The following is a 26,466-nucleotide window of genomic DNA, read 5'->3' as shown; positions in this document are numbered from 1 at the left end:
TATGTCCAAAAAATCTGTTCTCTTTGTCGCTTCAGAAGGTCTTCCTTTTATCAAAACAGGTGGATTAGCTGATGTAATTGGCTCCCTACCAAAAGAATTGGTCAAACAAGGAATGGATGTCCGAGTTGTTCTACCACTCTACCTTAAAATCGCTATCAATAATCACTCAGACTTTGACTATGTTTCGAGTTTTGATGTACGAGCAGGCGATATCCAGTCTATGGCCAACGTCTACCAACAAGTGCTGGATGGAGTTACCTTCTACTTTATCGAACACCGTGATTTTTTTGAACGCAAAGATCTCTACGGCTACGATGACGACGCCATGCGCTTTGGATTCTTCCAGCATGCGACCTGTCGCTTGTTAGAAGCACTCCACTTCTTCCCAGATGTCATTCATACCCATGACTGGCACACGGCTGCCATTCCATTTCTATGTCGGACTTTTTATAGCTATCGTGAAGAATTTCGTGCCATCAAGCATGTCTTTACCATTCACAATCTAGCCTTCCAGGGAATTTTTAACAAACAAGCTCTCTGGTCAGCTTTAGGAATGGATTACAGCTACTACGTAGACGGCATCGCACGCTTCCATGATGACTGTATCAGCTTTATGAAATTAGGGATTCTCTACGCAGACAAGGTGACTACTGTATCTGAAACCTATGCCCAAGAAATCCTGACAGAAGAATTTGGCGAAAATATGCAACATGTCTTAGAATTGCGTCGCCATGACCTATTAGGAATTGTCAATGGAATTGACTACGATACCTGGAATAGCCAGACAGATGAGTACCTGTCACATCACTACTCACTGAAATCCATTCACGATAAAAAGGCGAATAAACTAGCCCTTCAAGCCCAGTTTGGCTTACCGCAAGATGAACACGTCATCTTAGTTGGTATCGTATCTCGCCTAACCTGGCAAAAAGGCTTCTATCTCTTGACAGAAGTCCTCAACCAACTCTTACAAGCTCATGTACAATTTGTCATTCTTGGAAATGGAGAAGCGGACATCGAAAATGCCTTCCACTACTTCAAGCATGCTCATCCAGATAAGTTCGCCTTCTATCAAGGCTACAATGAGCCTCTAGCACACCAGATTTATGCAGCGAGTGACCTCTTTCTCATGCCATCTATGTTTGAACCATGCGGCATCAGCCAACTGATTTCCATGCATTACGGTACACTCCCACTTGTCCGTGAGACCGGGGGCTTGCGCGACACCGTCCTTCCTTACAATGAAATAACCAAAGAAGGGCGTGGCTTTAGCTTCTGGGGCAAAGATGCCTACAATATGAAGCAAGTTTACGATTTGGCCCTTGATACCTACTATAATCGTCCAGAAGATTGGCAGCAACTAGTTCGTCAGGCCATGACAACAGACGTCAGCTGGACAGCATCCGCCAAACGCTATATTGATCTCTATAACGAAATAACATATTAAACTTTGACAACTACATACTATAGAGCGGCTGGGTAGAAAATCCAGTCGCTCTTAGCAGAATTCGTAAAAACAGAATAACGCAGTAGTTGACTGTTATCTGTCTATGCTTTTTCAGCTTCAAGGATAATCGAATCAACTATGCGGGAGTAAAATTTATGACCTTCACAGATCTTGACCTATACTATTTACATACTGGTGAACATACCAGTCTTTATGAAAAATTAGGGGCCCACATCATCAAGGAGGAAGAGACAATCCTTGGTACCGAATTTCGTGTTTTGGCGCCCAACGCTCAAAGCGTCTTTGTCATAGGTTCCTTTAACAACTGGCAAAAGACCCATCCTATGCAACGCGAACTAGACGGTGTTTTTCAACTCTATATCAATGGCCTGCAGTCACTAGAAGACTATAAGTATCTCATCGTGACCCATGATGGCAGAGAACTCTATAAGGCAGATCCCTATGCTTTCTTTAGCCAACTCCGTCCTAATACCGCATCAACCACTTACTATTCTAATTATGTATTTTCCGATGAAAAATGGATGTACGAGCGAGTCAACTATGACTTTAAAGAAGCACCTTTTTCTGTCTATGAAGTCCATCTAGGCTCTTGGAAGCAAAAGTTTGCAGCTGAAGGCGGTGCAAATCCTTTTTACACCTATAAAGAGCTAGCACCCCTGCTCATCGACTATGTCAAAGAGCATCAGTTTACCCATATTGAACTCTTGCCCATCACAGAGCATCCACTAGACGCTTCTTGGGGCTACCAAGTGACAGGTTACTACAGTCCAACTAGTCGTTACGGCAAGCCAGACGAGTTAAAATACCTCATTGACCAATGCCACCAAGCAGGAATTGGTGTTATCCTTGACTGGGTACCACTCCACTTCTGCAAGGATGCCCATGGGCTCTACCAATTTGACGGTAGCTGGCTCTATGAATACGAAATTGAGAGCGACCGAGAAAACCGGCAGTGGGGTACAGCTAATTTTGACCTTGGAAAAGGTGTCACACGCTCCTTCCTCCTATCCAATATCAAATACTGGCTAAACGAATTTCATTTTGACGGTATTCGAGTGGACGCTCTGTCTTACCTCCTCTATTGGCGTGGAGAAACAGAAGACGACAAGCTCAACCACACAGCTATTGATTTTATCAAACGGGTCAATGCCTTGATTCATACCGAATACAAGGGTGTGGTGATGATCGCTGAAGACTCATCGAGTTATCCAAAAGTTACCCATTCCCTTGAAGAAGGCGGACTTGGCTTTGATATGAAATGGGACTTGGGCTGGATGAATGATACCTTGAAACACATGGAACGGCCATCTATTTTCCGCAAGCACCATGCCAAGGAAATCACATTTGGAATGTACTACAATCAAAGTGAACAGTTCATTCTCCCTCTCTCCCATGATGAGGTCGTTCATGGAAAAGGCTCCATTGTCAACAAAATGAATGGTAGCTACGAAGACAAATTCCATCTGGCGCGTGCTTATTATAGTTATTTCTTTGCCCATCCAGGTAAAAAACTACTCTTTATGGGAAATGAATGGGGCCATATTCGCGAATGGCATGAGTATACTCAAATGGACTGGAACTTGCTCGACTTCCCAACGCACCAATCCTTTGCTCAAATGATGAAGAGCCTTACTACTTTTTACCGCAAACACGACGCTTTTTGGAAGTATGACTATCAAGCTCATGAAAAAGGATTTAAATGGGCTAAGATTGTAGAAGAAGCTAACTGTTACGCTTTTTGCCGTTATAGCGATGACGAAGAAATCCTAGTGGTCAATAACTTCAATGACCAGGAAATTTACGATTTACCGTTGGATCTCCCAGAAGGAGCTGAGTACCGACTAGTTTTTTTCTTCCAACACCATTCCAACAGAAGGATTCACCATTAAAGCAGATGAAAATGGATCACGTATCACTATACCACGCCTGACCACCTATTACCTCGAGCGAATCAGCGAACTAGGAACTAAAAAATAAGACGTATAATAACCGCTAAGATTCACTCCTCTTTAATAGCCAGATTAGAAACGCTCAATATCGTAACTTTCTTGCAACTATATTTGACACTCTATAAAAATCAACATCTGACTAGCTTCCACAATTGAGAATTGTGGAAGGCTGGAAATAGAACGAGCACAACTCGCCCCTTAAAAATCGCAGGGGTAACGGAGGTTAGCTGAGGGAGTGAGACCTCTGTATCTTTGCTAGACACACATACCCCCAATCCACCTTCTGGATTGGGGGCTTTGTTTATTCAACTGCTGTATATTTGGCAACTTCTTTCAAGTAAGTTTCATACTCACCACTCTCCACAAGCCCTTTAATAATCTTATCGATTTCTGTCTTTAATTCGCCACTATCTTTTGACATGGCAATAGCCTTTGTATTCGCTTCAGTCTCTGGAAATGCAATATCTGCAGTAGCAAGATCCTTATTTTGAGAGGTGTAGCCCAATGCGACTGGAGAATCCAATAAAACAGCATCAACTTGACCAGATTTCAACTCATTAATAGCTTCTCCCATTTGAGTAAGCGAGATGATGCTTGAATCTTTCAATTGCTCTTTTGCATAAATTTCTTGGGTTGTTCCTTTTTGAACAGCTATTTTTTTACCCGCTAAACTCTCTATCGATCCAAAACTCTTAACAGCATCTTGTTTTACCAAGAGCATGTCCTTTACCTTGTAATAGGCTTCTGAAAAGTCAAATACCTTCAAACGTTCTTCAGACACAGATAGTCCTGCAATAGCAATATCAGCCTTGCCATTTTGCACACTATTTAGGACATTATCAAAGTTCATTGATGAAACTTCCAATTTCACTCCTAATTGTTCTGCCAATTTTTCTGCCAACAGAATATCCGCTCCAACAACCTTATTTTTCCCTTCAACTAAAGTTTGGAACTCAAACGGTGCATAGTCTGGACTGGTCGCCACTACCAAGGTGCCTTTTTCTTTGATTTTTTCTAAAGAGTCCTTTCCTGTATCCTTGCTAGCACCACCACACGCTGCCAAACTCAAACCCGCTACAAGAGCTACTGCTGCTGTCATCATTTTTTTCAATTTCATTTTTCTTCCTCTTTTCTATTCAAACATTATGACGATCATCGATATTACTAAATCTGTAATATCATCGGACTTTTTCTTTCATTTTCATCCCATTTTCTCCTTTTTTCAAAAGATATTCTCATTATAAAGCATTTTTATTCATCTGTCAACCATTAATTGTATTTTTATTCATATCTTTTAAAAAATGTAAATTTGTGCTTAATCTAAAAATAAAGGCTCTATAATATCTGTAGTGGGTACGCCCGCCGCAGAGATTATGGAACCTTTTTCAATGTGGAAAAAAAGTTCCATATGACCTATAATGAAAAGCGACAAAACTATCATTTAGAAAGACTCATATGGAACAACTAAATCTTATCACAAATTTTCTCAAAATGAAAGACAAAAATATCACTAATGAATGCGACATGGGAACACACTTAGAACTCCACGGTCACTTGGATTACACAGCCCCTAAATGCCCTTCCTGCAAGGGACAAATGGCTAAGTACGACTTCCAAAAAGCCTCTAAAATCCCCTACTTAGAAACTGCTGGCTATCCGCTACTTATCCGCCTTCGAAAGCGTCGTTTCAAATGCAAGGAATGTAGGAAAATGGCGGTCGCTGAATCTCCTATTGTTAAGAAGAACCATCAAATATCTGTCGCTGTCAACCAGAAAATCGCACAATTACTCATCGAAAAGCAAGCAATGACACATATCGCACACAGACTCTCCATTTCTACATCTACAGTTATTCGAAAACTCAATGAGTTTAAGTTTGAAACGGATTGGGCTAAGCTTCCAGAAATCATGTCCTGGGATGAGTATGCCTTCAAGAAAGGGAAAATGAGCTTTATCGCTCAAGATTTTGACACAAATAACATCATCACTATCCTTGATGGAAGAACGCAAGCTACCATCCGAAATCACTTTCTGAGATACCCTAGACAGGTCAGAAACCGCGTTAAATTCATCACTATGGACATGTTTAGCCCTTACTATCAACTAGCCAAACAACTTTTTCCTCATGCTAAAATCGTGCTTGATCGTTTCCACGTTGTGCAACATCTCAGCCGTGCTATGAACCGTGTCCGTACCCAAATCATGAATGCTTTTGACCGCAAATCGCATGAATACAAGACGCTCAAACGCTACTGGAAACTGGTACAACAAGATAGCCGTAAACTCAGTGACAAGCGGTTTTATCGCCCTACTTTTCGCATGCATTTGACCAATAAGGAAATCTTAGACAAGCTCCTATCCTACTCAGATGAGTTACGACAACATTATGAACTCTATCAACTTCTTTTATTCCATTTCCAAGAGAAAAACTCAGATCATTTCTTTGACCTAATTGAGCAAGAAATAGCCACTGTTAACCCTATTTTCCAGACGGTATTTAAGACGTTTCTAAAGGATAAGGACAAGGTTTTAAACGCCTTGGAATTGCCTTATTCCAACGCTAAATTGGAAGCTACCAATAATCTTATCAAAGTCATCAAGCGTAATGCCTTTGGATTTCGGAAGATGAAAACTTCAAAAAGCGGATTTTGATTGCCATCAATATCAAAAAAGAGAAGACCAACTTGGTCCTCTCTAGATGTTAGCTGACATCTACCCACTACAGTTGACAAAGAGCCCAAAATAAAAGCAAGCCCAGTATCTCTTCTAGACTTGCTCACTGATTACCGAAAATGCTTATCCCATTCTCCATTTTCATCTTTTTGTGTATAGAAAAATTCTGACTGGCTTGGATCATCCATAACCTTTAAAACCTCTAGTAAATCATAAGCCAGATCCATCTGAGGTAATTCGGTTTTGGGAAACCAAAAGACTTCTCCCTCATCGCTTGATTGTAGTTGACCAGAAAAGCGCTTCGCCTTATAGAGAAAAACGATGTAGCGATGACCATCCTTATCTGGCCAATGCTTTAGTCCAACCAATTGAGGATTTTCAACCGTCAAGCCGGTTTCTTCCAAGACTTCTCGGACAACCGAATCGTGAAAATTCTCACCAGCTTCGATGTGTCCGCCAGGAAATGCAAGCCCTGACCAGCGATAGACTTTAGGGTCTCTGCGCTGAACGACCACTCGCCCCTTTTTATCTTCAATCAAACACATATTGGTCAGCGTAACCAGTTCCTTCCGCGACATACTTCCTCCTTAGACTGTATAAATCATTCTTTTTTCAATCATGTCCTTGCCTAAATGGACCACCTTACTGACTCCATCAAACCGAAATCCAACACGCTCGTAGAAGCGAATTGCTCGTTCATTGCCGTCCAAAACCCAAAGCGAAACTTGTTGAAACTCCTTCAGCTGTTCCAAGGCAAACTGCATCAAACGGTAACCGATTTGCTGTCCGTAATATTCTGCTAAAATATAAATAGCGTAAATCTCTCCCGCATTCTCCAAGTCTTCCTGCTGAGAAGCTGCGCAGCAAACAAAGCCGGCAACCTTATCCTCCATCTTTGCGACAAAGACATCATTGGGATAGTCAAAAGCCCATTTGCGACAGCGCTCCAAGGTATACTCTTTCCAGAAATGATTTGGTAACAAGTGCGCATAGGCTTCTTGCCAGGACTTCCAGTGAACATAGGCCTTATCTTCTTTTTCCTTATCCGTTAGCATTGGGGTTATAGTGAGCATCACAATTCCTCCTTGGATTACACGTAAGTAACTCTATTATGCGATAAATATTTGGAAAACACAAGTTCTGCTCTTTTACTTGTTTAGCTAGCTTTAGCAAACTAACGCCTCAATCTACCCATCTAGTACGAAGTCTTCTTTCACTACAACTCTTAACAAATAAATTGACCACTTTCTTAAGCTATGCTACCAACAATTACGGCGTTCATCATACCAGCAATAGTCAAGAGCCCAAGCTGTTTCATCATTCTAGAAATTACTTAGATGAGTTTAAGTAGGTTTCACGTCAGAGTATCACTGGGATAGAAAACACCAGCATCAGGTAGCAACAAACATCCTAATACAAAGATAAGATATACGAACATTTATAATACTTATCTTGCTAGAAATTTTTTTAAACCTCAAATACATCAACTTCTGAGAGCGGAATAGCTGCATTTTTGGGAATTGAGTCAATGTTTAAAGACAATAATTCAAGAAATCAAATCATATCACGATTAACCGTATTTTATGATACTAGTTCCCATTTTTCATTTTGTTTCAAACATCCTCTCATTTACGAATTAGTTTTGCAAATCTACTAGTGAGCAACTGCCACCACCATTTGAATTCTTCATTTTTATTGTATACGAGAAAAATGATAGAAGATAAGGCCAGAACCGTTAAAGTAGCTGCGCACAGCCAAGGCAGTAGCCCGTATGGAAGGACGAGCAGCGTGTTGAGCCAATGAATAAGTCCCAAGACTCCAAAAAATAATCCCCACTGTTTCACGTTCGTCCATACAAATTCTGTAATTGGCCTTTTTAGACCATACTTAAAAATGATATACGGTTCAAACCAAGTATTGGTCAGCAAGGTCGAACAAATGGTCCCGAGTAATATTCCTTCTATTCCCCATTTAAAAACAGCTAAAAATAGTAAGGAGAGTGTCAAATTCAACACAGCTTCTGCAATTGGTTTATGCCGTGATTCCCAGTAAAGTCCATATGCATTATAAAAAACAAATCCAGCATAGCGATACATTTGAACAAACGTGTAGACACTGAGTAACGCGACAATCCGAGAAGATAGCAAATACTCTTTTCCAAGCCAAAGCATTATAAATGGTTGAATTAATATAACAATTGACAAAGAAAATAAAAAGGCAATCGCAAAATTTAAAAAGTTATAGCGTTTGAACATCTGATAAACTTTTTCACCATCTGAAGTGTGTACCAAATTGCCCACGGTCGATCTTTGAGACCCCATCAATTGTGATAAGAAAGAGTTCAGACTACCCGTGATAATTGTATAATTAGAATAAAGTCCTACTGTAGCTACACTAATAAAGGTAGACATTAAGATATTATCTGTACTAAATACAACCGCACCGGCGATACTCCCAGCTAAATTACCAAATACATTTTTCTTTAAGCTAGATTTTTCAGACGGAGTTAATGGCTCAATTTCTTCATCGTTCAAAGGATGACGCTTATCAACTAAGTAAGAAATGAGAAGATTCGAGACAAGCGTGGTTAGCAAAATCAAGGTACGCACCAATAGATAGCTTTGTGTTGTAAACAACACTATCCACTGTATCAGACTAGAAACAATGATAATACCAAAATTCATCCAAGAAATCACGTAGTTTTCTCGATAAGCCACTAGTAAACTTTGTTTATAAGAAAATAAGAGATAGCCCATAACAGAATTCATTAAAAACAAGAGATAAATGGAAATGACTTCAGTCGTGAGGCTACTTTCTTGTAAAATGGTCGGAAGAAATGGTAAGACAGCCAAGCCTAATAGTAATATAATAAAGGCAATCACGCGATAAATTGCACGATACAAGCGCATATACGCAACAATCTTCCTTGTTTTACTCTCAGCAATCGGCTTATACAAAGCAAAGGTAATAGAGGTCCCAATGCCTAGCTCTGCTAGGGAAAGCGTACCTAAAATACTCGTAAATATCCCATTTAATCCTAGATAATACACTCCTAAAAAACGAAGAAAGAGGAGCCGATTGATAAATTCAAAGATAAGACGAAGAAAGAATATACTAATCGTAGAGAATGAATTGTGCAAAGCTTGCTGCGTCCTAGTTTTCATGATAACTCTCCTCAGCGTTCTCATTCCTAGATAGGAATTGTTTTCGTTCCGTAAAATCCTTATTCAACAAAAAGAAGTGGACATTGCGATTGTAGAGCAGAATTGACTTCATCGCTACTTCTAACTGGTCTTTGTAGTAAACATCCGCCGCCATGGCGATATTCATCTTCATGATAACTCCTTTTCTTTCTATGTTAACTTCTATCTCTTGCCCCAGCATACCTATGTCCAAGATTGAAAGAACAAGAGGAGCAAATTAGCCCTCTCCGACTGCTTTTTTGATAATCTTTTGTACCAGAGCAGCTGTATGGCGACTATCATAGCCTGCATCACGAATCTTCTGGCTCATATCGTGGCGCTCATAGTCTTCATGCTTGGCCAATACTTCTACCCATGCTTCTTCCTCCAAAGGAAGGAAAGTTACATTCCCGGTAATATCTAACTCTTGTGAAACAGTATCTGCTACCAAGCAGTTTAGACCCGCCGTCTGTGCTTCAATTCCTACAATCGGCAGACCTTCAAGAAGTGATGGCATCACCAAAACATCCATCGCTTGTAATAACCGCTCCGTATCTTTTCGCTCTCCTAAAAAGAGAACCTTATCAGCAATCTGTAATTTCTCAGCCAAGGCTTCCATTTCTTGCCTCAACGTCCCTTCTCCTACCATAAGCAAGCAAGCATCAGGACGGATACGAAGCAACTTTTCAAACATGGATAGCATAAATGCATGATTTTTTTGCTTATGAAATCGAGCAATCGCCCCTAAAACGAGGGTATCTTTTGCGATAGATAGTTCTTCTCTCATCTTCCTGCGAACAGAGTCCTTGTAACGAAAGCGCTCTACTTCGATGCCATTCTTAATATCGTGAACTCCTTTGGTTGTCCCAAACATCCATTCAGCCGCCTTATCAGAACAAGCAAACTTTTCTGTAGCAATGAGATGAGCTGCTTTTCTACCAAAGTGAAGCAGTATTTTCTGAGTCAAGCCAATATTGAGTCCGCCTCCATTGTGCGAATGGATAATTATCTTTTTCATTCCTGCCAAACGACAAATCAGAGGATACTTTAATATCGAAACAGGCCACCCAAGATTAAAATAGGCGACATCATACTTACCGGTTTTAGCTAGTGCATATAAATTTTTCATAGCAAGAAATCGCTCTTTCCATCTAGGATAAGTCTGTGGCTGCACTAAAGGGAGCTTCCTACCACCTGCCTCAGCTAACTCCTTGTCAAAAAACTCTTCTCGTTGATAAAAAGTCACAATGTCAACGTCTAGCTCATTCCTATCTATATTTTTGTATAGATTGATAGAATAATTTTCCACGCCTCCGCTATTTAAACCAAATGTATAATATAATACTTTCTTCACGAAATTCTCCTGATGTCCATTCTTAACGCTAGTAAACAATCTCTTTAGGCAAGCAAGTCACTACTCCCTAAAAGACAGATGCCCTTCTGATAAATAGGCACACACCCCACAACTACTATCGAATCAAAAATGAGAGAGTCAGATAGCTTGTCTTCTATGAAATCATGAACGTGCTTGTAAAACGTAAGAAATTCCTCAAACTTGCTGCTCCTGCTCCCATTTAATACTTTCTATCATACGTAAATAGGCCTCCTTTAGTCCAACACTAGGAACCCAGCCTAATGCTTGCAACTTGTCTGTTTTTAATTTCAATTTCGTATCAGGAGCATAGCCGAAGATATTGGACTGCGGAATATCTAACACTACACGTATCTCATGATTGGCGATTTCTTCACAGACCATTTTTGCCATATCGTAAATGGTTGTATGCGTCTCTTCGTTTGATACATTGTAGGCTTGAGCAGCTTTTCCATCTACTAAGATAACTAAAATCGCTGCTATCGTATCTCTCAGATAACAATAATTTCCTTCAGACAGGCCTTTTGTATGTAAAACAATATCTTTTTTATTTAGTACGCTATTTGCAAATTGGGCAAAAACCCTATTTTCTCCTGACAATATTCCAGCACCAAACGTTTGAGATAAGCGAGCAATTTTGACATTTAAGCCGTATTGCGAATGATAGGCGATACACATATTTTCACACATGCGCTTGCTCTGAGAATAATTACTTCTCACTTCCAAGGGGTCAATATACCCCATCTGCTCTTCTGTCACCATGCTTGTTTCAGCACCATCAAAGGTTCCATACACTTCCATAGAAGAAATATAGACAAAATTTTTCGCATTTACTTGATGGGCCAAGTCTAGCAAGCGTTTTGTACCGACTAAAGAGGTCATTATTGTTTCAACCGGTTTTTCAATCATCACTTTTGAAGTCGTCACACTCGCTGCATGGATGATATGATCAAATTGTACTACAGAAAGCTCTTGCCCAAAACTATCAGCAATAAGATCTGCCTCAATCAGATGAATATCTGTTCGTTGTAGAAGCTCACCATAGATCATCTGCGCTTTTTGCCGATTTCGTACTAAAGCGTAAATCGTCATATTGAGCTGACGAATACGATTCATACAAGCAAGTGCTCTAACCAAATTGACACCGACCAAGCCGGTAGCACCTGTTACTAATACCGTACTATCTTTGAATTCTTCGACAGCAATAGCCGCATTTGCTATGATGTCCAAATCTTCTTGCAAAATCGGATTTCCGTGTCCTTCCAATCTGTTTTCTCCCTATTCTAGTTGCTGATTTTCCCTCGCATCGTACAATGCTCTAAAGGTATAAAAATCATCTGGTGTCGTAATTTTTATATTTTCATGTGGCCCAATAACGACATGCAAGGTATGTCCATAGTGCCTCATCATCGTACAGGAATCTATAAAATCTTCTCTTCCTTCCTGCAAGCCTTTGTGATGAGCAGCTAAAATATCTGCTAACCAAAAACTTTGAGGAGCTTTGGCAAAGCGTGAATGTTCCCTGCTTGGAACCTCGTCTACCTCGTTTTCGTCATTAATCAAAATAACAGTTTCTTTGGCGGTTGTACAGGTAACAGCCGTGCCAAATTCCTTAACAGAAGAAATATTATCTGAGATAGTCTGTTCGGTAATAAGAGGGCGGACTCCGTCATGGATTAGGACGATATTCCCCTCTTTACCGTAGATTTCCTCAGCCGCAACCAAACCATTATAAATCGATAGTTGCCCTGTTCTTCCACCAGGAACGATTCCAGAAATCTTATCCAATCGATAGCGGTATTTCATCTCCTCCATATACGGAATCCATTCTTCAATACAGACAACCACGATTCCATCAATTTCTGGATGGTTTTCAAATAATTCAATCGTATGAACAATAATGGGTTTGCCGTGAACCAATAAAAATTGCTTCGGCTTATCTTTTGAATGCATTCTTGTTCCAGAACCACCTGCAAATATAACTGCTATATTCATCTTCTTTTATCCCTTTCCATCATGATAGAACACGCTAACATTCCACTTTGTAAGCCACATGATATTCTCTCTTTTCTTCTGGTGGTATCATCATGTAATTCTTCCCGTATAAGTTAGACAAATAGACATCATATTGTTGCGGAATATTCACCTCGTATCCACAAAAGGAACCCGTTATTGTCTGTGTAAGGATATCTCTTGGAAATACCTCCCGCTCAAAGCTAATCCCAGAAGGAAGACCTAATACTTGAGAGTTTTTTTTCTGTCGTGCTAGCTTATCACAGATTTTTAGATAAAAATGAATCCCTCCTAAATGAGTCGCTAACCAGCCCAAGCGTTTTCTAAGTCGATAATACTTCGTCACTTCTTCATGTTGGCCAGCGGCTTTCTCAATAGCCGGTGATGGATAGAGATAGTCAATGCACACACTAGACAGTTTATAGGCAAGATTGTACAGACTTCCCTTTAGTTTTCTAATCAGGCGAGATTCAGGAAGATTTTCGATGATAAAAATATCTATAAAAATCATGTCAAACGCCTTCAAACCTGCATTCGCAATTTCAACATAGGTCGTCCCTTTTTTATAGACCTTCGGCATTTTGTAAAAATATTTTTCATGGAAGAATGGCTCTGCCAATAGATATTTTTCTGAAAATTCTTGCGAAAAAATGTCTCTAAACTTTTCATAGTCTTCTCTTAGCATCATCAGATCCATATCATCATCCCAAGGGATAAAGCCTTGATGGCGAACTGTTCCCAAAAGAGATCCTCCTGCCATCATATAAGAAATCTGGTGTTCATCACAGACTTTTTTAATATCTAAAAAGACAGAAAGCAACTCCGCTTGGAGTTTTTTGAGGGTTTCTTCCCCTAATCGATATTCTGAAAAAGCTTGCGAATACAATTCTTTACTGGTTTTCATCTGAATCCTTTCCCATTTTGCTATCCTAGCTATTCTTCTTTCCATCTGGCTTGCGATTGATGCGTAGCCGTTTGTTCTTCTTCAGGTGGTAATGTCATGTAGTCTCCATAGATTTGCGAAAGATAGGTTTCATACTCTTCTAAAATCGTTACCTGATAGTGTTCAAAAGGAACTGTGAGGTAGGTTGTCATCGTTTCTTTACGAAAAATCTCTTTGAGACCATACCCCCACACCACCACACCAACGTACGAAGCCTGTGCAAAAGAGTAGGTTTGAGCCTTTTTAATCACATGACCAATCAGTTTGCGCTCTACCTTTAACATTTTCATAGTCTGTTGAACTGCTGCAATAATCGCCGATTTTAAGAATCCTCTCTTAGATAAATCTTTTAAAATAAGAAAAGATGCCAAGCGATTAAGAAAAATCATGTAGGAAACAAACCATTTTCTATTTTTAGCTTTCTCCGGTAGCCCATCCACTGGAAAAATATCAATATTGATTCCTATCTCTTTGTTAAAATCAGCATTTTCTTCGAGGATTGTCTTTAAATCCGCTACTTTTGCATAAGTACAGCGGAAATCGCTGTCTAGCTCCCAGGCATATACCTTAAAGCGCTCATGCCTATATTCCGTCAGGAAGCGAAGATAATCTGGTCTAGGCATACACAGATCAATGTCATCATCCCAAGGGATAAAACCTCCGTGCCGAATAGCTCCAAGCATCGACCCACCACTCAAGAAATACCGAATCTTATTTTCTTCGCAGAACTGAATTACATCTTCTAAAATATTTAACTGTAATTCTTTCATTGTTTGGTTTGAAATAGCAGTTGCCATCTACGTTTTTTACTCCTTCTTCGGGTTGATATACGATTTACCCATGATAGTTCTATCTACCTTCTAATAAAATCGTTTTATATGGATACGTGTGATTCCAGTTCGGACGGTAAATATTGAACACGAAAAATTGGGCTATACAAAATATTAAAATAGCTACAAATGAAAGAACCTTATTTTTCCAGTTTTTTATCCTGTTCAAAGTATTGGGGATTAAGACAATGATAAAGAGCCAATTAAAGGTTTGGCAACGGTCCAAGAGATTAAAGCGCAAGGAAATCAACGTAATCAAAAAAGAAATAAAGATCATATTGATTTGATAGATGAGAGCTGTTCGTTCTTTCTCAGATAGCTCTTTTTCATGTACCTTAAAGATGTATAGACAAAAAGCAAGGAAAACAAACCGAACTATTGCCCCAAAAATGGCAGCCAACTTTACATCCCCTACAACATAGTGACTACTTGTTAGATAAGTACGAAAATAAGGGACAACAAGAGCCGCAATCGAAAGAATCTGAGGTAAAAAGAGCCAAACCGCTAGAGCCGAGATGAACATAAAAGAATAAAGACGCTTGTTAATCTTTGGAGGAACCAAAAAACTAAGAATAAAGACCGCTGCTATCCTCTGAAAGGAGACTGCAAGAATCATAAAAAACACTGTCTGCCAGATTTTTTTATCACGAAAGGCCAAAAAAGCAAAAATCGTCATGGCTAGTGCCAACTGCACGCGCAAGATATTGACAGTCTGTCCCCAAAATCCAAGTATAAAAAATAAAAAGACTGAGAAGGCTGGATTAAGAGAGTAACGATCAATGAACTTATAATAGGCGTAGTAGATAATCGCTGTGACAATGGCTAAGAAGACCCAAAAATTGTTTGTCAGGGAAGCAATTGTCTGATTGAGCCACAAGTAGCCGATTTCATATCGACCAGAAAGGGCACTGATACTAGAATCACTCGAACCAGAAATGAATGTAAACAGGTTATAATAGGTATGGGTATCATTTCCAATCTCTAAGGTACGAAAGACAGCTAGGCAATAAAAGAAAAATAATTTAAGTCCTATCTGCAATTTGGATGGAACTTGCTGCCCTTTGTATAGGGAGACGGGAAGCATCAGTAACATGATTAAAGAATAAAAAACCATATTTCCTCTTTCACTTGGTTTTATTGAGCACTGTCTGATAGTACTCTATCGTTTCTTGAGCAATGTTATCCCAGGAAAACTGCTCTTTTATCATTTGGACTGCAGCCCTCCCTTTTTCAGCATAATCGGATTGCTCTTGAATCGCTTGCTCTAAAACAGTTGCAATACTTTCTGCATTCGTTTGGGCTACCCAGCCAGCATTTGCCTGCTCAATCTGTCCACCTAAGGTCGTCCCTTCGGTCACTAAGCAAGGAATTCCATAACTCAAGGCTTCCAGAATACCAAGTGGCATCCCTTCAAATCGAGACGTTTGGATAAACAAATCGCAGGCAAGTAAGGCTTGTTCTTTTTCTATCCCTGCTAAAGCATCTGACTGGATGATCAAATCTTCCACCCCAGCCGCTGCAATTAATTTCTGTAAATGAGCTGCACGCCCAGCATAATCCGGACCAAAAATAGTCACACTAACTTTTTGTTGACGTAAATAATCCGCCTTGAGACGAACTGCATCTACTAATAAATCTAGCCCTTTATGGTAGGCATCTAATCTTCCAATATACAGGATGTTCACGCCTTCTTTTGCAGACGAAGGATAGGACTTTTGAACCGCTGAGATATCCATACCATTTCTGATGACCAGCTTATTGGCAACAGAAAATGCCGTTTCCTCTTTCTCACGCTGAGAGAGACAGTGCAGCGCCGCTGCTTTCGAAATAAACGAATTGAACAACAGAATATTGGCCACTTTTTTCTTGAGCCACTTTTTCCTCTGCGCATCTCTTGTTAATTCCCCATGTGGGAAGATGATGTAGGGAATCTGATATTTCCTTAACTCACGTGCTATTTTTAGATAGTCTACCCGATACGCTTCGTGGAAAATTACCAGATCTGGTTGGCGAAAAGGAGCTGTTAAATTTCTCAACGAAAACGTTGCTGAATAGGGCAGCTGATTGGCCACGCTTGAGATACGCTCATTGGTGATATTGACAAAACCAACCTCTGCATACCGCGATTGCTCCTCAATATGTCTTGGCACCACTACACAGACGCCATTGAAGGGATTCTCCGAAATACTCGCAATGTGTAGAATCGTTAATTTTTTATTCATTTCTCTTCATTATCCACTAAGTTTCTATATTCTAACTCACAGAATCTACTTTCTTTCTAACTACACTTATCTTATGCCCTTTGAAAAATTCCTAGAATCGTGCCAAAACCATATGCAATATGGATAGCTAGACACCCTATTGGAATAAAGAAGTCATATCCATTTTTTGTTCTCCAAAAACTTTGGAATGCACTTGTCATCATCACTAGGCTGTATAATCCAGCTATTAGAATCAATACTTGAGGCAAGTGAAAAACTGCAAGAAGCAAAGCAACTATCAGACTCAGCACAAATACCATTGGGATTAAATGAAATAAGGAGATACACTGCGGACATATTTTTATTGTTTTACCAATCCACAATCCATTTAAGTATTTCTGAACAATCATCTTTAAAAGAGAATTTCTCGTTTGGTAATAAGATTGAATCGAACTCATATATCTTATCTGATATCCAGCTTGCTGAATACGATAATGATACTCATTGTCTTCTGTCCGCACTAATTGCTCATTAAATAGACCGACTGTTTCGATAACCTCGCGCCTATAAGCGCCATGAAATACTGATTTCACATATTTTTTCTGAGTATCCTCTCTTCTATAGGATGCAAAGCCACTCCCAAATAAAGATTGCTCTACATGTAAGAGCGACTGTTTCCATAAACTATCTGAATCGATAATATTTGTCCTCGGACCACCACAAACAAATTCTCCTGTGTTAAGACAATTCACATTTTCTTCAATAAAATTTTTCGGTAATTCTGCATGAGCATCGATGCGAAGTACAGCGTCGCAAGTAAAATGGTTAAGGACAACATTCCAGCCTGAAGATTGGATTGTATTAGGATTATCAAAAACTTTTACATCTAAAAACTCATCACCGTACTGTTTTTGAAACTCTGACATCATCTTCTTGGTATTATCTGTAGATAGACTGTCAACAAGTATGACTTCAACAGCTTTTCTTTTATAGGTCTGCTGTAAAATAGTCTCCAACAAAGTAGGCAAATAATTTTCTTCATTCAAGGCAATAATACCAATTGAAATTGTTTTAACCGCTTTCTCCATCATCCTATCCTTGTACACTCGCTACAATTTCTTTTAAGTTTTCAATGATATAAACCACATCCTCATTACTGAGCTGGGTATGAAGTGGTAAGGTTAGCGTGTGTTCGAAATACCGATAGGCGTTGGGGTAATCTTTGATGTTAAATCCCATATTGGCGTAAACCGTTAACAGTGGCAATGGTTTGTAATGTACATTACAGGCGATGCCAGCTTCTGCCATTTTCTCAATGATTTGATTCCTCTCTTCTAATGTAATCCCATCTATATGCGTAATATACAAATGCATAGAAGATACATAATCTGAGTGGATATGCTGCAAGGAATGAATTCTTGTTCCTTCAAATGCTTGATTATAAGCTGCCACAATTTCTGACCGTCGATTCAATAGTCCTTGGTACCGTCTCAGTTGAGCTAAACCAATTGAAGCCATAATATCTGTCATATTACACTTAAAACCTGGAAGAATGATGTCATACTCCCATGCTCCCAACTTAGTCTTCGCCAAGGCATCCTTGGTCTGCCCATGAAGGGATAAGATTTGAAATTGTCGATAGAGTTCTTCATCATCTACATTTGGATGAGCTTTCCAAGTCACTGCTCCACCTTCTGCCGTCGTCAAATTTTTAACCGCATGGAAGGAAAAGACTGTGAAGTCTGCAACATTTCCGATTTTTCTTCCCTTATATTCTGCTCCAAAAGCATGTGCGCTGTCTGATAAAACGACGATTCGACCAAAAACTTCTTGGAGGGGAGTTTTGGCCACAAAGGTTGAACGATAGTTTTCTACAATCTCAAGAATCCGATCATGGTCACATGGAATCCCTGCTAACTCAACGGGAATGATGACCTTTGTGCGATTTGTAATTGCTTTTTCTACCGCCTCGTAATCCATTTCAAAATGATTAGCTTGAATATCTACAATGACAGGAGTTGCGCCGACATGTTCAATCACACTGCAAGAGGCGGTATAGGTCATCGCTGGCACGATAACCTCGTCTCCAGGACCAACTCCCAAAATACGCAAGACAAGTTCCAAACCTGCCGTCGCAGAATTTAAGCAGACTGTCTTATTTGTTCCAGTGTATTCTGACAATTCTCGTTCAAATTGTTTCGTTTTAGGACCTGTCGTAATCCAGCCTGAACGGAGGCTATCGACAACCTCTGCAATTTCTTCCTCTGTAATATCAGGAGGAGAAAAAGGTATATTTTTCTTTTTCATATACTATTACTACCTCATTTCAATACAGCAATGACTGTACGAATCATGATTTTCATATCTTCAAAAATACTAAATGAATTAATGTATGCAATATTCGGAATCATCTTCTTTGGCAAAATTTTTGTGACATAAATTTCGTCTATTTCCATTCCTTCTGTCATATATTGCTTAATTAATCTATCTTCATCTTTAAATTCAATACTTGCTAGCGAAGTGATACCAGCTGGTAAAAGAAGGGTGGTCTTCATCTCTTCTGTGTACTGTTCTACATATTTAACAACTTCTGGCCGAGTTCCTACAAAGCTCATGTCCCCAACCAAGACATTTATGAGTTGCGGAATTTCATCCAAACGATAGTTTCTAATAAAGCTACCGATTCGTGTAATCCTTGAGTCCTCTTGAAGAGTCACTAAGCTTCCTTTTTTATCTGCATTTTCAATCATGGTTCGAAATTTAAAAATCTTAAAAATACGACCGTTTGTTGTGACTCGTTCCTGACGGTAAAATACACTACCACCATCTTCTAGCTTAATGAACACAGCTAGAATTAAAAATACCGGAGATAAGATACATAAGAGGATGATCGAAACAAATTTATCAAATAAAAACTTGCTTACAAGAGAGAATTTCTTTTTTTCTAATTCTTCTTTTTGCTGTCTAACAACTGGACTGTCTAAAAAATCTTTATTAAGCACTCTTACTCCTGTCTTGTGTAGTTATCTTATTTCCTCTTCTCTTTTAGAAGCGCCTACTTCAGGCTAATTCGTTTTTTGGTACCAATTTTTTACGATATTATATAGCTTAGGAGAAATCAAAAATAGAAGGTATCTTATTTTATCCACTCTACTTCCTTTTTTGTTGAACAAAACCGTGCGATACAGTTTACCAATTTCCTTCCTGTAGCGACGATACAACTCATACTCATGAGATTCATACATTTTGTCCAAAAGAGCAATCCCATAAATAGCCTGTCTATACTGCAAAGCCTTTAAAATCTGAGGGTGGTTTGGGAATAAAGGGATGACACTTTGCTCATTCTCCTCAATAGCCTCAAAGAAATCTAACTGTTTAGCAGTAAAACTGGAAGTAGTGATACTACCTGCTCGCCTATAATAGTTATAGGTAGCTTTCGTTACCATCGCAATCTTTTCTGCAGCAAGTACATGTTTGGGAGTTGCAAACGTTTCTTCATATAGTTTCCCAATAGGATATGGATGCTGTATTAACACAGATTTTCTAAATAGCTTGCCACAGGCATGAACGCCTGTTCCATCACCATAGTACATATTTTCCAATACTTCTTCTGTTGAGCAAACTTGCCCCCCCCCCGAATCATTTCTTCAGAATAAGATTCGGTCGAGCCTGACTCATGATTCGTTACACGTCTGATCGGAGACGTCACTAAATCACTCTGTGTCTTTTTCTGAATCGCAACCAAATATTCTACCGCAAAAAGATCGTAATAATCATCCGAATCACTAAATAGAATCCAGTCGGCACTCGCTTTTTGGACACCGTAATTTCTAGCGTCAGACAACCCACCATTTGCCTTATGGTAGACTATGATGCGTTCATCCTTTTTAGCCCAAGCATCCGCCAACTTCCCTGATTGGTCGGTTGAACCATCATCAACCAAGATAATTTCTAACTCTTTATAGGTCTGATTAACCAGACTCTGCACACAATAATCTAGATAACTTTCCACATTATAAACTGGAACGATAACCGATACTAATGGATTTTTCATTTTTTCTCCTTAGGGGTCTATCTATCCTACTCTTGTCTTGCAAATGCAATAAGTTTTTCTCTTAAGCTTTCCGTATCACCTTCACTAAGATGAAAGATAAAATCCATGACTTCTTCCCATGGTTTGGTGACGACTCTTCCTACGAAGATTTTTTCGTGAATTTGTTCACTTACTCGTTCGTCAGAGGTTAACAACTCCTCATATAGTTTTTCACCTGGACGGATACCTGACTCGATGATTTTAATCTCAGCTTCTCTATGTCCACTAAGCGTAATGATTTTCTTTGCTAAATCAATAATCTTGACTGGTTCGCCCATATCTAAGATAAAAATCTCACCACCACGAGCTTGATAGCCCGCCTGAATAACCAAACGACTGGCTTCTGGAATAGTCATAAAATAGCGGGTCATGCGAAAGTCTGTGACGGTTAGCGGGCCACCTTTTGCAACCTGCTCTTTAAAGACTGGAACAACACTCCCGCGACTTCCTAAGACATTTCCGAATCGGACAGCCACAAACTGTGTTTTTCCTTGTCCATTTAATCCTGTCACAATCATTTCCGCAATTCGCTTGGTAGCTCCCATGACATTTGGTGGATTGACTGCCTTATCGGTTGAAATCATGACAAATTTCTCAACGCCTGCTGCACCAGCTGCTTCTGCAACATTTTTTGTCCCAAAAATATTGTTTTTAACTGCCTCACGAGGATTGTACTCCATGAGTGGTACGTGCTTATGAGCTGCAGCATGATAGACGAAGTGAGGTTGATAGGTGCTCATTATTTCAAACATCAAGTCACGATCCTGAATATCTGCAATAATTGGGATAATCTCAAACTGTTTGCCATATTCATTGCTTAATTCCTGATGAATTAAATAGATTGAATTTTCCCCGTGCCCTAGTAATAGTAGACGTTCGGGAGAAAATCGTGCTATTTGGCGACAGATTTCAGAGCCAATGGAGCCTCCTGCTCCAGTCACTAAGACTGTTTTTTTAGAGAAAAAGTATTGCAGCTGACTTTGATCTAGTTTTACTTCATCGCGACCCAGAAGGTCTTCAATATCTATTTTTCTTAACTGCTGAGTAGATATTTTCCCTGCAACAACATCTTCAACGTTCGGCATGTTATTGACTTTCACACCGATGCTATTACATATTTCAACGATTTCCTCTCTATCGTTTCCAGAAAGCGATGGAATCGCAATGGTTACTTGATCTACTTCGTATTCTTTCACCAATCGAGGAATGTCATTTCTATTTCCCAATACCTTAATGCCATGAATATAGGTTCCCTGTTTGTTTTTATCAGAATCAACAATACCTATAATTTCTATGTCACTTATATCACTTAAAACAGTATTTGTGAAGAGATTGCCTCCCGCTCCTGCTCCCACAACTAATGTCCGAATTTTTCTTTGCACCTTTGTTTTAGCGGAAGACTGATATTCGCTTAACACACGCCAAGACAATCTGGGAGAAATTAGTAATAATGAGGAAAATAGCCATGATAATAGCCAAAACCGGTAGCTGTAGGACTGAAACAGGGCAAGAGACCCGACAAACAGTACAAGATAGGCCAGTGACGTCGCAACCAATAAACTAAACAAGACACGATAATCTGTATAGCGATTTAAAACAGAAAATATCCGTAGTTTGGCTGCTACTAGCAGATAAGCAATCAATACAAATAAGTAGGAAACGACTAGCTGAACAGTTGAGACATCAGCAAACCGATTCACAAAGAAAAGGGAACATTGCGCACCAACAAATAGCATGAGACTATCTATAATAATGAGTATCATCCTCTTACTGGATCTACTTAACTGATCTACTCTCATACTCTCCCCTTGTCCTCTAATCCTACAATTCTATTTTTTTCCATAATTTCCATAGGAACCATACGCGCCGTAAGCACCATATTTATCTAATTTAGCATTGTATTTGTTTAAGATAACACCTAAGAAAGGCTTTCGTGTCTGCTCTAATTGATCTTTTGCCTTGGTTAAGACTTTTTGACGAACGGCTCCTGCCTCTGTCACCAAGATACTTGCATCGCAGCTTTGGGTGATTATCGTGGCATCGATAACAAGGCCGACCGGAGGTGTGTCAACGATAACGTAGTCATAGTGTTGACGCAAAATCATCATCATTTTGCCAAACTGCTTACTTTGGAGCAAGGCGGTCGGATTGGGTGATGTCCCCCCTGCTGTGATGACAGACAGATTATCAAACCCTGTCTCACACAGTCCATTCGATAAATCTGCTGTTCCTGCCAAATATTCTGTTAGGCCAGTAATCCGCTCACGCGCCTTGAAAACACCGGATAGCACAGAATTACGAATGTCCGCATCCAATAACAAGGTCCGATACCCTGCACGAGCAAAAGAAAGAGCTAGATTGGTTGAGGTCGTTGATTTTCCCTCACCAGGCTCCACCGAGCTAATTGCTATAATTTTTATATCCGTTCCACTTAACTGAATATTCGTGCGGAGAGCATTATAATACTCTTCTGCTTTTTTGAAATCTGCTAATTTCTTCTGATTTAATTCTAAAACTGGCATTTCTTCCCCTTACTTCAGCATATCAATGTTTGGTACGATTCCAAGCAACGTGATGCCCATCGACTCTTCAATATCTTCTGGTCTTTTCACCCGATCATCGATGAGCTCAGCCACAACGACTACAACCGTCATGAAAAAGCCACCAGCTAAAAATCCAAGTGCTGTATTGCGCTTCACCTTTGGCGAAGAGGGAGATAGGGCAGCTACCCCTTCATCAACTGTTGTAACATCTGCCGCCTTTGTCACCTCAATGATTTTTTCAGAGGCTTTCTGACGGAAGGTATTGACAATGCGAGCCGCTTCTTCTGGATCCTTGTCAGATACGGTAATCGAAATAATCCGTGTATCTGCTGGCACAACAACGTTTATCTTACCAGCCAACGCATTTGGTGTCAGATCTAGTCCCAGCTCTTCTATCGACTTACGGAGTACATCTTGTGATAAGATAATTTCCTTATAGTCTTTGACAAGGTAGGACCCCGCCTGCAAATCTTGATTGGTAATGGTAGCTACATCGTTATTTTGGCGACCAACAACGTAAATTCGTGTTGTGCTATCATAGCGTGGAGTTGCCAATAATACATTGTAGCCAAAGACAAGAACGCCGACGAGTGACGCAAAGACAGCGATTAAAAACTTCCTTTTCCAAATCATTCGGAACAAGGCTAGAATATCAATTTCTACCCCTGGAGTTGCTTGTTGGTTCATTTTTTCTCCTATATCAGTTGATCTTTTAATAACAATTGTTGATTTTCTTTAAACAGTTTCTTGGCGTATGACGCTCCATATTTTGCCGAAATTCTCTCATAGGCCTCGGCCATATAGGTCGTCCGATACTCCACACTATGCATATCACTTGCCACAAAATGTACCAGTCCATGCTCAAGGAAAAAGCGTGCTCGTTTTTTCATAAACTTATACTTGTCACCCAATAATTTGGGCTTGAGTACGCTAGAACTATTGATTTGCATATAACAGCCCATGGCAATTAAGTCTTGTACTTTTTTTGCTTCCTTTTCAAGACAGTGATAGCGTTCGATATGGGCTAGTACAGGGGTCAAGCCCAAGTGCAAGAGATTATTGAGGGCCAGGTGTATTTCCTTATATGAAGTGTCCATGCTAAACTCCACTAAGACATAACTTGTTCCTGCAAGGGTTGGAATGATTTTTTTCTCCAGTTTGTCTAAAACATCACTGGTATAGTAGATTTCCGCTCCATACAGAATCGTTAAGTCTGGTGCGACTTCTCTTGCAAGTTTCTGGACTTCTCTGAAGTGTGCAGCAATTTTTTCTTCTGGTGTCTCAAACATGCGCTTTCTACGATGCGATGTTGAGATAATCGTGTGTACCCCTTGACGGTAGCTTTCTTCAAGAAGCGCCCTTGTCTCCTCAAGGTTACGAGGACCATCATCCACGTCAAACACGATGTGCGAGTGAATATCAATCATCTTATTTCCCTTCCATCACAGCTTGAATGGCATTTTTGGCAGCATCAAGGCTAGCTGTGTCCAACTGCATCATGTATAAAGCTGCATCTGGCATCGCATAAGAGGGCAAATCCGTCCTACCTGTTCCAGAAACCGCTTGGGACGTTACTGTGTATCCTTGATTAGAAGCTAATTGAGAATTCACTAAGCTAATCATCGTTTCTAAGTCCATATTGGTTTGGACAGAATTTTGTAGACCTGCGATAATCTCCTTATAATTTTTCAAGGCATCTGTCGAGGTTAATTTTTTGATGACGGCTGCAATGACCTTTTCTTGATTCTTGCCACGATCATTGTCGCCACCCTGAAGTGAGTAGCGTTCTCGCACAAATCCTAGTGCCTGTTTTGAATCGAGATGGACATTTCCTGCTGGAAAACGATCCCCTGTAACACTACTTGTAAATTCTTGATCATTGATGATATCCACTCCGCCGACCAAATCAATCAACTGTAAAAATGACGTAAAGTTCAGACGGACATAGTAATTCATTTGGATGCCATAGAGATTTTCCAAGGTATGAATGGACGCATCGACACCGTAAATGCCCGCATGGGTCAGTTTGTCGTTTTGGTTATTTCCACCGTCTGCAATTGGCACATAAGCGTCGCGTGGCGTCGTTGTTAGCAATACTTTTTTAGTGGTGCGATTTACTGTCATGATGATATTGACATCCGAACGAGAGACCGACGAAATCGGACCGTAAGTATCAATTCCGCTGACATAGATATTCATTGTATCCCCGAGAGTCGTTGCTTGCGGCTTTTCAATTTTTTTATTGATTTTATAGGTATAGATTTTTTTGATTTTAGACGCATAATCAGGATCCTGATTTCCAATGATGTCCTCAAAAGCACTGTGTAAGACAATGGCCTGTGTTTCTTTTGCTAACAAGGCTTGATAGGCCGCTAAATAGGAAGAAGAGGGACTCACCTCGAGCGCCACTTGCTTGTTTTGCTGAATATTGTCGAGCAATTTGGTGATATTTTCGCCGTCTATCCCTGTAGGAGCTGATACTGACTTAACCTCCCGAATATCCGTTAATTCGCTATCTGCTAAGGTAACTACGCTCATCTCATACTCTGAGTAATTGGCACTTGAAGTGATATGTTCCGTAAGGTCGACCACTTCTTTTAAGGTATACACTCCTGCAACCTCAACGATGACCATCAACCCCAAGATGGACAGAGTCACCAGCTGAGCTTTCTTTTTCAAAATCAGTCCACCTAGTGCTAACAGTAACAGCGCTGAGACTATTGCAAGGGCCACATCCAGATGATATACAGCTAAAATCTTATATTGAAACACGGAAAACAGTAAGAAGGCATCTAGGAGCGCCGCAATAATCCACATCGCTCCATTGACAAGTTTTAATCGTTTTCTTCGTTTTCGTCTGGACGAAGCCGCTACTTTATAATTCATACTGCTTAAAAATTCCTACTTCCTATTTAAGTGGTCTTTTTACATAAAAAAATGCAAACCTTGCCTGCATTTCTATTCCAACAAAGCCTTATTAACTACTAGAATAAAAAAGACCAAAACGTGATACAAGGCAACGATATAGCATCAAACTTATATATCCTTGAAAAAATCTACCATTCTCAGGCTTTTCTACTTTTGAAACGTGAATAAAAATTCATATCTAATACAAGGAAAATAAATCACACTTAATTATACACCCCCCCCCCGACAAAAATCAACTATTTACCCTTTTATTTCAAAATAAAAGCTAATG

24 protein-coding genes and 1 pseudogene are annotated in these 26,466 nt (G+C 39.8%); 3 read left to right on the top strand and 22 right to left on the bottom strand.

What is annotated here, in order from left to right; genetic code table 11:
- The first annotated feature begins 1 nt into the window (after position 1).
- Positions 2-1,447 (top strand): glycogen synthase GlgA, encoded by a 1,446-nt coding sequence (gene glgA / locus A4H00_RS08520; protein ID WP_067089536.1) that lies wholly within the window; start codon positions 2-4, stop codon positions 1,445-1,447.
- Positions 1,448-1,602: 155 nt separating this feature from the next.
- A pseudogene (glgB, locus tag A4H00_RS08515) lies at positions 1,603-3,445 on the top strand (1,4-alpha-glucan branching protein GlgB).
- A 273-nt stretch (positions 3,446-3,718) separates the two neighbouring features.
- Here glgB and A4H00_RS08510 read toward each other — a convergent pair.
- Positions 3,719-4,534 (bottom strand): transporter substrate-binding domain-containing protein, encoded by an 816-nt coding sequence (locus A4H00_RS08510; protein ID WP_418080445.1) that lies wholly within the window; start codon positions 4,532-4,534, stop codon positions 3,719-3,721.
- Between the two features lie 338 nt (positions 4,535-4,872).
- Between A4H00_RS08510 and A4H00_RS08505 the strand changes: the two genes are divergently transcribed.
- Positions 4,873-6,122 (top strand): ISL3 family transposase gene (locus A4H00_RS08505; RefSeq protein ID WP_099092167.1). Its coding sequence is split into 2 segments (ribosomal slippage): positions 4,873-6,043 and positions 6,043-6,122, totalling 1,251 coding nucleotides; the frame shifts between segments, so codons are not numbered across the junction.
- 78 nt (positions 6,123-6,200) lie between these two features.
- Here A4H00_RS08505 and A4H00_RS08500 read toward each other — a convergent pair.
- The 21 genes from A4H00_RS08500 to cpsA form a co-directional block, all read right to left on the bottom strand.
- Positions 6,201-6,668, bottom strand: a complete 468-nt coding sequence (locus A4H00_RS08500) for an 8-oxo-dGTP diphosphatase (RefSeq protein ID WP_067089533.1) — start codon at positions 6,666-6,668, stop codon at positions 6,201-6,203.
- A gap of 9 nt (positions 6,669-6,677) precedes the next feature.
- Positions 6,678-7,163 carry a GNAT family N-acetyltransferase gene (locus tag A4H00_RS08495; RefSeq protein ID WP_067089530.1) on the bottom strand — a complete coding sequence of 162 codons (486 nt, stop codon included), beginning with the start codon at positions 7,161-7,163 and terminating at the stop codon, positions 6,678-6,680.
- 552 nt (positions 7,164-7,715) lie between these two features.
- A complete protein-coding gene (locus tag A4H00_RS08490; protein WP_067089527.1) occupies positions 7,716-9,254 on the bottom strand; it encodes a lipopolysaccharide biosynthesis protein in 1,539 nt (512 codons plus the stop codon).
- Positions 9,244-9,426 carry a hypothetical protein gene (locus A4H00_RS08485; RefSeq protein WP_067089522.1) on the bottom strand — a complete coding sequence of 61 codons (183 nt, stop codon included), beginning with the start codon at positions 9,424-9,426 and terminating at the stop codon, positions 9,244-9,246. Before A4H00_RS08485 ends, A4H00_RS08490 begins: the two co-directional genes overlap by 11 nt.
- A gap of 84 nt (positions 9,427-9,510) precedes the next feature.
- A complete protein-coding gene (locus A4H00_RS08480; RefSeq protein WP_067089515.1) occupies positions 9,511-10,626 on the bottom strand; it encodes a glycosyltransferase in 1,116 nt (371 codons plus the stop codon).
- Between the two features lie 195 nt (positions 10,627-10,821).
- Positions 10,822-11,910, bottom strand: a complete 1,089-nt coding sequence (locus A4H00_RS08475) for an NAD-dependent epimerase/dehydratase family protein (RefSeq protein WP_067089512.1) — start codon at positions 11,908-11,910, stop codon at positions 10,822-10,824.
- A gap of 12 nt (positions 11,911-11,922) precedes the next feature.
- Positions 11,923-12,639, bottom strand: a complete 717-nt coding sequence (locus A4H00_RS08470; RefSeq protein WP_067089509.1) for an IspD/TarI family cytidylyltransferase — start codon at positions 12,637-12,639, stop codon at positions 11,923-11,925.
- 34 nt (positions 12,640-12,673) lie between these two features.
- Positions 12,674-13,561 carry a LicD family protein gene (locus A4H00_RS08465; RefSeq protein WP_067089506.1) on the bottom strand — a complete coding sequence of 296 codons (888 nt, stop codon included), beginning with the start codon at positions 13,559-13,561 and terminating at the stop codon, positions 12,674-12,676.
- Positions 13,562-13,590: 29 nt separating this feature from the next.
- Positions 13,591-14,397 carry a LicD family protein gene (locus A4H00_RS08460; protein WP_067089502.1) on the bottom strand — a complete coding sequence of 269 codons (807 nt, stop codon included), beginning with the start codon at positions 14,395-14,397 and terminating at the stop codon, positions 13,591-13,593.
- Positions 14,398-14,449: 52 nt separating this feature from the next.
- A complete protein-coding gene (locus A4H00_RS08455; protein ID WP_067089499.1) occupies positions 14,450-15,544 on the bottom strand; it encodes an EpsG family protein in 1,095 nt (364 codons plus the stop codon).
- Positions 15,545-15,554: 10 nt separating this feature from the next.
- A complete protein-coding gene (locus A4H00_RS08450; protein WP_067089496.1) occupies positions 15,555-16,652 on the bottom strand; it encodes a glycosyltransferase in 1,098 nt (365 codons plus the stop codon).
- Between the two features lie 71 nt (positions 16,653-16,723).
- Complete coding sequence (locus tag A4H00_RS08445; RefSeq protein ID WP_082815623.1) at positions 16,724-17,719, bottom strand: glycosyltransferase family 2 protein; 996 nt, start codon at positions 17,717-17,719, stop codon at positions 16,724-16,726.
- 4 nt (positions 17,720-17,723) lie between these two features.
- Positions 17,724-18,938: a DegT/DnrJ/EryC1/StrS family aminotransferase gene (locus A4H00_RS08440; RefSeq protein WP_067089488.1), complete on the bottom strand. Its 1,215-nt coding sequence runs from the start codon at positions 18,936-18,938 to the stop codon at positions 17,724-17,726.
- A 14-nt stretch (positions 18,939-18,952) separates the two neighbouring features.
- The gene (locus A4H00_RS08435; RefSeq protein ID WP_067089484.1) at positions 18,953-19,633 is read right to left on the bottom strand and encodes a sugar transferase; all 681 of its coding nucleotides are present in this window, start codon (positions 19,631-19,633) and stop codon (positions 18,953-18,955) included.
- 63 nt (positions 19,634-19,696) lie between these two features.
- Positions 19,697-20,224: a hypothetical protein gene (locus A4H00_RS08430; protein ID WP_157770998.1), complete on the bottom strand. Its 528-nt coding sequence runs from the start codon at positions 20,222-20,224 to the stop codon at positions 19,697-19,699.
- The gene (locus A4H00_RS08425; protein ID WP_067089476.1) at positions 20,161-20,685 is read right to left on the bottom strand and encodes a glycosyltransferase family 2 protein; all 525 of its coding nucleotides are present in this window, start codon (positions 20,683-20,685) and stop codon (positions 20,161-20,163) included. Before A4H00_RS08425 ends, A4H00_RS08430 begins: the two co-directional genes overlap by 64 nt.
- Before the next feature lie 26 nt (positions 20,686-20,711).
- Complete coding sequence (locus A4H00_RS08420; RefSeq protein WP_237334195.1) at positions 20,712-22,487, bottom strand: polysaccharide biosynthesis protein; 1,776 nt, start codon at positions 22,485-22,487, stop codon at positions 20,712-20,714.
- A 66-nt stretch (positions 22,488-22,553) separates the two neighbouring features.
- Positions 22,554-23,246 (bottom strand): tyrosine-protein kinase, encoded by a 693-nt coding sequence (locus tag A4H00_RS08415; RefSeq protein WP_067089469.1) that lies wholly within the window; start codon positions 23,244-23,246, stop codon positions 22,554-22,556.
- Positions 23,247-23,255: 9 nt separating this feature from the next.
- Complete coding sequence (locus A4H00_RS08410) at positions 23,256-23,954, bottom strand: Wzz/FepE/Etk N-terminal domain-containing protein (protein ID WP_067089466.1); 699 nt, start codon at positions 23,952-23,954, stop codon at positions 23,256-23,258.
- A gap of 8 nt (positions 23,955-23,962) precedes the next feature.
- Positions 23,963-24,694: a capsular polysaccharide biosynthesis protein Cps4B gene (cps4B, locus tag A4H00_RS08405; protein WP_067089463.1), complete on the bottom strand. Its 732-nt coding sequence runs from the start codon at positions 24,692-24,694 to the stop codon at positions 23,963-23,965.
- A 1-nt stretch (position 24,695) separates the two neighbouring features.
- Positions 24,696-26,153, bottom strand: a complete 1,458-nt coding sequence (gene cpsA / locus A4H00_RS08400; protein WP_067089460.1) for an LCP family glycopolymer transferase CpsA — start codon at positions 26,151-26,153, stop codon at positions 24,696-24,698.
- Positions 26,154-26,466: the final 313 nt, after the last annotated feature.

The sequence above is a fragment of the Streptococcus marmotae genome, from assembly GCF_001623565.1.
Classification (GTDB): Bacteria; Bacillota; Bacilli; order Lactobacillales; family Streptococcaceae; genus Streptococcus; species Streptococcus marmotae.
The sequence above is the reverse complement of the archived record's forward strand: the minus strand, read 5'-3'. Positions and strand labels throughout refer to the sequence as shown.